The organism is Aeromonas sp. QDB11 (assembly GCF_027705265.1).
GTDB classification, from domain to species: domain Bacteria; phylum Pseudomonadota; class Gammaproteobacteria; order Enterobacterales; family Aeromonadaceae; genus Aeromonas; species Aeromonas allosaccharophila.
Genome location: NZ_JAPDBM010000034.1, coordinates 41,056 through 49,849 on the forward strand (window position 1 = coordinate 41,056; position 8,794 = coordinate 49,849).

At 57.0% G+C, this 8,794-nt stretch carries 6 protein-coding genes; 4 read left to right on the forward strand and 2 right to left on the reverse strand.

What is annotated here, in order from left to right; all coding sequences use genetic code 11:
• The first annotated feature begins 125 nt into the window (after positions 1-125).
• The 4 genes from OKC40_RS12845 to OKC40_RS12860 all read left to right on the forward strand — a co-directional run bounded on the left by OKC40_RS12845 (position 126) and on the right by OKC40_RS12860 (position 5,688).
• Positions 126-1,016, forward strand: a complete 891-nt coding sequence (locus OKC40_RS12845; RefSeq protein ID WP_270795430.1) for a manganese-dependent inorganic pyrophosphatase — start codon at positions 126-128, stop codon at positions 1,014-1,016.
• A gap of 205 nt (positions 1,017-1,221) precedes the next feature.
• Entirely contained in the window at positions 1,222-2,385 is a 1,164-nt protein-coding gene (macA, locus tag OKC40_RS12850; RefSeq protein WP_042032483.1) for a macrolide transporter subunit MacA, read from the forward strand.
• Positions 2,382-4,325, forward strand: coding sequence for a MacB family efflux pump subunit (locus tag OKC40_RS12855; protein ID WP_270795431.1), 1,944 nt, complete (start codon positions 2,382-2,384; stop codon positions 4,323-4,325). The genes macA and OKC40_RS12855 overlap by 4 nt, the downstream gene beginning before the upstream one ends.
• Position 4,326: 1 nt before the next feature.
• Positions 4,327-5,688 (forward strand): efflux transporter outer membrane subunit, encoded by a 1,362-nt coding sequence (locus OKC40_RS12860; RefSeq protein WP_270795432.1) that lies wholly within the window; start codon positions 4,327-4,329, stop codon positions 5,686-5,688.
• A 217-nt stretch (positions 5,689-5,905) separates the two neighbouring features.
• Here the strand turns inward: OKC40_RS12860 and OKC40_RS12865 are convergent, their stop codons facing one another.
• Together OKC40_RS12865 and OKC40_RS12870 are read right to left on the reverse strand one after the other, a co-directional pair.
• The gene (locus OKC40_RS12865; RefSeq protein WP_270795433.1) at positions 5,906-7,519 is read right to left on the reverse strand and encodes an IS1634 family transposase; all 1,614 of its coding nucleotides are present in this window, start codon (positions 7,517-7,519) and stop codon (positions 5,906-5,908) included.
• A gap of 293 nt (positions 7,520-7,812) precedes the next feature.
• Complete coding sequence (locus tag OKC40_RS12870) at positions 7,813-8,223, reverse strand: H-NS family histone-like protein (protein WP_104015297.1); 411 nt, start codon at positions 8,221-8,223, stop codon at positions 7,813-7,815.
• Positions 8,224-8,794 lie beyond the last annotated feature (571 nt).

Consider the following 8,794-nt stretch of genomic DNA (forward strand, 5'->3'; position numbering starts at 1 on the left):
AGATCAATAAAATGGTGGATTTGGCCAAGCAGGCAGCAACATCTGCCGGGATCGGGTTGCCTTGACGAGAGGGATTTCGCATAGTGTTGCCCCCTTTATGGGTATCCAATTGTGAGGCTTTGTCTATGATCCACGTTTTTGGCCACAAGAATCCCGACAGTGACAGTATCTGCAGCGCTCTGGTGATCGCTGACTGGCTCAATGCACAAGGCCGTCAGGCCACCCCATGGCGCCTCGGCGATCTGCGTACCGAAACCCGCTTCATTCTGGAGCAGGCTGGTGTCGCCGAGCCCGAGCGGCTGACTCAGGATCTGACAGGTGAAGATGTCTGGCTGGTCGACTTCAGTGATCTGGAGCAGGGCCCAACCACCCTCTCCCAGGCCAATGTACTGGGTCTGGTGGATCACCACCGCCTCGGCTCCCTGATCACCCAGTCTCCGCTGGATGCCTGGATCCGTGCCGTTGGCTGCACCTGCACTATCGCTTTTGATCTGCTGAGCCAACAAGGTACCGTGACCCGCAGCCAGGCTCGCCTGATGCTGGGTGCCATCATGAGCGACACCCTCTGTCTCACCTCGCCGACCACCACCGAGCAGGACAAGATCGCCTGCGAGCGTCTTGCACCGCTGGCCGAGGTGTCGCTGGCCGAGTTTGGTCAACAGCTGCTGATGGCAAAAACCGATCTGAGCGGTCTCACTCCTGCGCAGTTGCTGCAGCAGGATGAGAAAGCATTCCAGGCCGAAGGTCTGAACTTCATCATGAGCCAGATTGAAGTGGGCAGCGAACAACAGCTTGCCGACCAGATCGACACTCTGCAGCAAGAGATGGCACACCGTGTTGAAGCCGAAGGGCTCGACTTCTTCGCCCTGATGGTGACCGACCTGACCGCCGCCACCAGCCGCATCTACTTTACCCGCCATGCCAAAGTACCGGCAGAGTCCAGCTACCACCCGGGCTTTGTGAGCCGCAAGAAGCAGGGTCTGCCCTGGGTGATGGCGTTGCTGGCCAAGGCTTAAGCACGCCTATCACCAAGCCTCAGCAAAAGCCCCGCCTCTGTGCGGGGCTTTTTTATTTCACCACCGCTCGAGTCGCAACTTGCCACCCAATTGACAGGTAACACCATAACTTTGCTTACATATTTTCGGCTGTTATTTACCATGGCTTTGCTGCACGATTGTCGCCCTATAACCCTTTCGTGTTCTGATTTCATTCAGGTGTTCAATGAAAATAAGCTCCAAGCTGAGAACCCGGGCGATCTTCACTCTGCTCGGGCTGGCACTGATCGGCTGGCTGGTATGGCCAAGCGATCCTCCCAAAGCGATCCTCAAAGCGCCGGTTACCCGGGAAGATATTGCCCAGACCGTGCTGGCCAGCGGTGTGCTGCAAGCCGTTGAACAGGTTGATGTCGGCGCTCAGGTTTCCGGCCAGGTCACCAAGCTGGCGGTCGAGGCAGGCGATCGGGTCAAGAAGGGGGATTTGTTGGCGGAGATTGATCCGCTCATCGCCCAGAACAACCTGAAAACCGCCGAGGCCGAGCTGGCAAGCAACCGCGCCCAGCTCAAGATCAAGCAGGCTCAGCTCAAGCAGTATCAGCTGGCATGGCAGCGCCAGTCACAGATGTTCAGGCAGGAGGCGAGTTCGCGCGCCGATCTGGAGAGCGCCGAAGCGCAGCTGGCCGTCACCCGGGCTGATCTGCAAAGCAGTCAGGCCAACATCGACAACGCCATCATCAAGGTGGAGCGGGCCAAGACCGAGCTCGGCTACACCAAGATCCTGGCGCCGATGGATGGCACCGTGATTACCATTGTCACCCGCCAGGGCCAGACACTGGCAGCGAGCCAGACGGTACCAACCGTGCTCAAGCTGGCCGACCTCGATACCATGACGGTCAAGGCACAGATCTCCGAAGCGGATGTCACCAAGGTGAAGGCGGGGATGCCGGTCTACTTCACCCTGATTGGCGATCCGGACACCCGCTATCAGGGGAAATTGCGCGCCGTGGAGTTAGCGCCTACCAACATCAACGATCAGGCTGCAACCGGTACCACCACCAGCAATGCAGCCGTCTACTACTACGCCCTGTTCGATGTGCCAAATCCAGACCATACCCTGCGGGTCGCCATGACGGCCCAGGTGACCATAGTGCTCGGTGAGCGCAAGCAGGTACTCACTGTGCCGCAAACTGCCCTCGGCAAGTCGCTGGGAGACAACGAGTATGAAGTCACCGTGATCAAGGACGATGAGACGACCGAAACCCGCCATATCAAGACCGGCATGAAAGATGAAATCCGGATCGAAGTCGTGAGCGGTCTGGACGAAAAAGAGCAGGTGCAGCTCAATCACGGCGCACCTGCCGCTCAGGATGATGTGGCGGTCATGCTATGAGTGAGCCCCTGATCCAGCTAAAAGGGATCGAGCGGCGCTACCAGAGCGGCGAGCAGGAGGTGACCGTCCTCCATCCCCTCGATCTGGTTATCGAAGCCGGAGAGATGATCGCTATCGTTGGCGCCTCCGGCTCCGGCAAATCGACCCTGATGAACCTGCTGGGCTGCCTCGATCGCCCCAGCGGTGGCCAGTATCTGTTCCGGGGAGAGGATACCGCGACGCTCGATGCGCTGGCGCTCGCCCGCCTGCGCTGCCACCACTTCGGCTTTATCTTCCAGCGCTATCACCTGCTGCCCCATCTCGATGCGGCCGCCAACGTCGAGATCCCGGCCATCTATGCCGGTACCAGTCGCCATGACCGACAAGCACGGGCACGTCAGCTGCTCGGTCGCCTCGGGCTCGCCGAGCGCAGTCACCATACGCCGGGACAACTCTCCGGCGGCCAGCAGCAACGGGTCAGTATTGCCCGGGCGCTGGCCAATGGTGGCGAGGTGATCCTGGCAGACGAACCAACCGGCGCGCTGGACAGCCAGAGCGGCAAGGAGGTGATGGCGATCCTCAAAGAGCTCCATCAGCAGGGGCACACCATCATTCTGGTGACCCATGACATGGAGGTGGCCAGCCACGCCGACCGGATCATCACCCTCAAAGATGGCCGGGTGCAGGCAGATAGCGGGCGCAAGGTCGCTGCCAACCAGCCGGTGCTCAACATGCCGCCAGCCGCTGGCGAAGGAGTCAGTTATGACTGGGATCGCTATCGTGAAGCGGGGCGTATGGCGGTTCACGCCATGCTGGCCCACCGGATGCGCACCTTCCTCACCATGCTGGGGATCATCATAGGCATCGCCGCCGTGGTGAGCGTGGTCGCGCTGGGACAAGGGGCGAGAACCAAGGTGATCGACCAGATCAATGCGATGGGTACCAACACCATCGAGATCTTTCCGGGCAAGGGGTGGGGTGATGAGAAGATGGCGAGTATCCAGACCCTCAACAAGGGGGATCTCGATGCCCTGCTGGGGCAACCCTATCTGGCCGGCGCCAGCCCCGAGATTGCCAGCCCGGGCCAGCTGCGTTACCGCAACAAGACCAGCAGTGGCAGCGTGACCGGGGTGAGCAACGACTACTTCAAGGTGAAAGGGATGACGCTGGTGAGTGGACGCCTGCTCGAGTGGCAAGATATCCAGCAACGTGCCGCCGTCGCAGTGGTGGACAAGAAGAGCATTGGCAGCCTACTTGGCAAGGATGATCCCGTTGGCAAGGTGGTGATGGTCGGCACGCTACCGGTGCGCATCATCGGGGTTGTCTCGCAGGAGACAGGTTTTGGCCCCTCCAGCCAGTCGGTCAATGTCTGGCTCCCCTACAGTGCGGTGATGAGCCGCCTGATTTCGCAGCATCACTTCAGCCAGCTCACCATCCGGGTCAAGGATGGCATACAGCCGGCACTGGCGGAGCAGGCGGTAATCGAGCTGTTGACCAAACGCCACGGCGTGAAGGACTTCTTCACCTTCAGCAGCGACAGCATCATCAAGTCAGTGGAGAAAACGACCGCCACCATGACCCTGATGGTCTCGGCCATCGCGCTGATCTCGCTGATCGTCGGCGGCGTCGGGGTAATGAACATCATGCTGGTGTCGGTGGTGGAGCGAACCCGCGAGATCGGCATCCGCATGGCGGTAGGTGCCCGTCAGTCCGACATATTGCAGCAATTCCTGATTGAAGCGGTGATGGTGAGCCTGCTCGGCGGGATTTGCGGGGTTGGCCTCTCCCTCGGGATCGGCATGCTCTTCTCCCTGCTGGTCGACAGCATCAAGATGCAGTTCTCGCTCTTCTCTATCCTGATGGCGTTTGGCTGCTCGTCACTCATCGGGATCCTGTTTGGTTATCTGCCAGCACGCAACGCGGCAAGACTCGACCCCGTGGTCGCGCTGGCGAGGGAATAACATGTACAAATTATCCTGGCTGGCCCTCTGTATCGCCCTTGGTGGCTGCAGCCAGCAGAGTACCTATCACCGGCAAGATCTCGCCATCGCTCCTGTCTGGCAGCAGGCGAACAGCGAACAGCTTGCCACCCAGGCAGGCCCCTGGTGGCAAGCCTTTCACGACCCGCAGCTCAACCAGCTGGTCGAGGCGGTGCTGGCCGCCAACCCGGACATGCGCATTGCCGCCCTCAAGCTCAAGAGCGCCCGGCTGGGTGCTGATCAGGCCGATACCAATCTCACCCCCTCGGTCAATGGCAGCCTGGGCGCGAGTAGCAACAAGGATCTGAAGAGCGGTAAATCAACCAGCAGTATGGGGCCATCACTTGGCCTGAGCTATGAAGTGGATCTGTGGGGCAAGCTGGCATCGGCGCGGGATCAGGCAAGCTGGGAAGCGGCCGCCAGCGAGCAGGATCTGGCCAGCACACGTCTGATGCTTATCGGCAATAGCCTTGAGCAATACTGGCAGCTTGGCTATCTCGCCTCGGCCATTACCTTGAGCGAGCAACAGCTGGCCAACTTGGCCCGCACCGAGCAGCTGACCCAGGCCAAATACAAGGCCGGAGCCATCACTCGACTCGATCTGGCACAGGCCCGCCAGCAGCAAGCGGGCAAACAGGCTGAGCTCGCCTCTCTCAAGGCACAGCAGGAGCAGGCCCGTAATGCCTTGCGCCTGCTGCTTGGCCGCAGCCACGGACAGCTGGAGTATGCACCGACTTCGCTGACAACCCGGCCCATTCCTGAATTGGCTGTCGGCATTCCCGCCGATCTGCTGGCCCGTCGCCCCGATGTGACAGCGGCGGAGCTGCGGCTGCGCAAAACCCTGGCCAGAGGGGACGAGATCCGCACCGGTTTTTATCCGAGCCTCACCCTGACCGGCAGTGCCAGCACGGCATCGGATAAATTGGCGCAAGTGCTGCAAAATCCGGTCGGCTCTCTGGGTGCAACCCTTGCCCTCCCCTTCCTTGAGTACAACCACACCCGTCTTGCTATTGCGAGTTCACAAGTTGATTACCAGATTGCCGAAAGCGAGTTTCGCAAGCAGCTCTATACCGCGCTGGTCGAGGTGGAAGACAATCTGGCAGCACGAAGCTACGGCCAACAGCGGCTCAGCTACCTGCAGGAACAACTCGGGTATGCCAAAGAGTCTGAGCGATTGGCCAAGACGCGCTTTGAAGCTGGGGCTACCGGAGTTCAGGCCTGGCTCGACGAGCAGAACCGCCTGTGGGATGCCGAGCAGAGCCTGCTGGCTCAGCAGAAGGAACAGCTCAACACTACAGCGAAAATCTATCGTGCTATCGGCGGCAGCGATAAGCTGACCCAATAATCAACATGCCCCACCTCGTGAAAGCGGGTGGGGCCTTGTAGATTTCTCCCATTTTCTTCTTTCTTTTTACTTCCCCACTCCAAGGCTCTCCCTTGTCTAGAAATATGCAGGATGAGAGATAACGCTTGATGCACTTGTGTTTCTGTTGTCATATCCCCCTTCCCATCATTTTGAAGCAAATACATACAAGGTAAACAACCGACATTCCGCACCTGATTTAGGAATAAATTTGTCGGTAGCGCTCACCCAATACCTCCAAAATGATCTGCTGGTCTCCTGTTAGCTCCGTTACTTGTGGCGGAGCTTCTCCCAGTCGATATTCATGGATGCCACCAAAGCGCAAAAAGATCCAACGGGCCGTCGGCTGCTGGGTCGGTTTCTTTTTCATATCCGCCACACTGCGATTCTGCTCCACTAATCCCTGCCGGATCCGGTGCTCCAACGCTGCGTAAATCATCAGGCTACAGGTCATCACCATGAGCAACGCTTCAATCCGCTCCGGCTTTTTCAGGTACAGTGAGGAGGTTAAAAACTCCGGGCTCTTGAGAAAACGAAAGCCTCGCTCGACATTCTGCTGTGCTTTATAGGTGGCCAACAGTTCGGCCATAGTCAGCGTATCGCTGTGGTCATTGGTTGCCAGGATGAACACCCCGGTCTGGTTGCGAGCCTCTTCAACGCAAGCCAGACTAGTTGCCGCCAACCCAGTGATTTGAAACTGATGGCCAATTGGCTCTTCGCCACTCTTGGGTCTGCCACGTCCTGTATAAACGGGTTCACCTACCACTTCGGCATCCAGTTGCAGCAGCATCAAGCTGGCGGTAAAACGGCTCAACTCAGCGTGGGCATCCGCTTGACAGGCAAAGCGTCGGGCACACAATTTGGCGAAGGCTTTGAGCTCGCGGGTGCTCTCTTTAAGCAGGTTTTTTGCCAGTGTCTGCTGCTCGCGATGGCTGGCCTGTTCGCTGCGCACCAACATCCAGCGCTGCGCGACGCCGGCATAATGGGCGGATTGCCAACAGCCATGATAACCATTGCCCAGCGCAACCAGCGACTGGGTGCCAATCGTTGCCACGGCCTGCTTGGCCTCATTCAACGTGACAGGCACCCGGGTGACAAACAGTTGCTGCTGTTGCTCCAGCAATTGCAAGGTCTCGGCGCAGTACAGTGCTGCATCACCGACCAGATAACGGCTCTCCTGCGCGGCCTTGAGGCTGCTCAAATGGCGACGAACAGTCTGGGCAAAGGCTTTGGTGTCGTTACTGTTGCCACTGAGGGCCTGCATGTAGATGGGTAGCCCGGCCTGATTTTCACAGATGAGTTCCAGAATAACCTGGTTCAGCTCTGGCCGATGATCTCGACTATAACCCCGCACCAATTGCAGCTTGCCGGTCTGCTCGCCATCGGCCTGGTCATAGGCGCCATCGACGTGGAAGCTGGTGATATCGAGGTGCACAGCGGTGCTTTTGAGCCCCAGCCGCTCGACGACTTGCGCCGCCATCACCTGATACAAGGTGCTGACATCGGCGTCGAAGAGGGCATCGAGACAGCGCCCGAGCACATCATCATTGAGGTCATCAGCACAGATCCCGGGGCCGATCAGGCGCTCAACCGGCTTGTTAGCGAAAAATTGCGGGAACATGTGCAGGGTGCTGCTGTGAAAGCCGAGGCCGTTCACTATCATGGCGACCAGCGCTTGACCATGTGAGACCTTGAAAGGGGGCGTTTTGGGGAGCACGGCATCGATCATGCGGGCAATGCCCAGTTCTTGGCAGAGTGCGGCGACCAAACCAAGGTGATCGAGGTTACGGATAGAGATAGCGGGAGCGGCCATGATGATCTACCTGCAAAAGAGAGTAATAGATCAGAATGGCCGATCGCCGTCAAGCTTTGAAAAAGCCAAAATTAGGTGCGGAATGACGGAAACAACCCTTGTCGGGATCGAGCCGCGCACTACCTGCATTTATCGCAGCTCATAAAATGCTAGAGATAAGGTTTACGGAGAACCAGTTTACAAAGAGGGACGAAAAATAGTGGTGAGCGGATTGAATAATCCAGTGAGAATATGCAGCAGGCAAAAATAATGCCGCACAGAGGCGGCATTATCGGATATCCAAACTGACAAAATCAGATCAGGAAATCGTTCAGGTCTTTGCCCAACGCTACCTGAGCAGCAATGGCTTTCGGCATACGGCCTTGACCGGTCCAGGTTTTTTCCTGACCATCTTCTTCGTACTTGTATTTAGCCGGACGCGGAGCACGCTTGCTCTTGGCAGCACCAGTCGCAGCAGCCGGAGCAGCGGCACTAGCCAGCAGCTCACGAGGATCAATACCAGCCTGCTGCAGCATTTCGGTGAATTCGCTCAGCTTGCGCTGACGCTCTTCCTGTTCCGCACGTTCCTGCTCAACAGAATCCGCGCGCTCTTGATAAACCAGATCAAACTTCTCTTTCGCTTCCAGCAATTGTTCAAACGGCAGCTCACGAATAGCCGCACGCAGACTACGAATGTTCAGCAGAACCTTCAGAAACTCGTTCATTATTTCCTCACAAAAAATCGGTCACAGAGATAACAGTTTTAGAATAGCATGGACAATTCACGACAACATACAGTTTTTATTTACTTCAAGCTTTTTATTCGCAGTTAAGTCAGTGGTGGTTGTCTGTGTTCGCAAAAGAGAACACAGATATAGATGAAACACGCTTATGCCAGGCTGCCATTCTGAAAAAAGGCTAAATAAACGACAAAGATAGACTCATAATTACCACTTAGTGCCAATGAACCCACTCCGAATCTGCTAGGTCTATGCTTGATAGTCATGAGAGATATCTCAGTAAAATGCACAGCGCAACACAATCCACTATATCAAATCAGGAGAGTAGGTCTGCAAACTCAGTGGTTAACTGATATACCCCTTCCCCAATTAAGCCCTCGAAGAAATTGCCATCAAACAATTAGCTTATCCATATAAATCATCATGTTATGAGATCCTAATAGCTGGTTCTTGATTTCTACAGCGGCAAAGGTAGTAACCCTTAACCATCCCCTCATATGAGCGAGGCGTGGCGCGGCTTCTGAGGTATGATCGCCATCCTTGACCAGCTAATACC

Bases quoted from the DNA above. Each gene is read 5' to 3' on its own strand.
- OKC40_RS12870 (WP_104015297.1), bottom strand. From the start codon at position 8,223: ATGAACGAGTTTCTGAAGGTTCTGCTGAACATTCGTAGTCTGCGTGCG.
- OKC40_RS12845 (WP_270795430.1), top strand. From the start codon at position 126: ATGATCCACGTTTTTGGCCACAAGAATCCCGACAGTGACAGTATCTGC.
- OKC40_RS12865 (WP_270795433.1), bottom strand. From the start codon at position 7,519: ATGGCCGCTCCCGCTATCTCTATCCGTAACCTCGATCACCTTGGTTTG.
- OKC40_RS12855 (WP_270795431.1), top strand. From the start codon at position 2,382: ATGAGTGAGCCCCTGATCCAGCTAAAAGGGATCGAGCGGCGCTACCAG.
- macA (WP_042032483.1), top strand. From the start codon at position 1,222: ATGAAAATAAGCTCCAAGCTGAGAACCCGGGCGATCTTCACTCTGCTC.
- OKC40_RS12860 (WP_270795432.1), top strand. From the start codon at position 4,327: ATGTACAAATTATCCTGGCTGGCCCTCTGTATCGCCCTTGGTGGCTGC.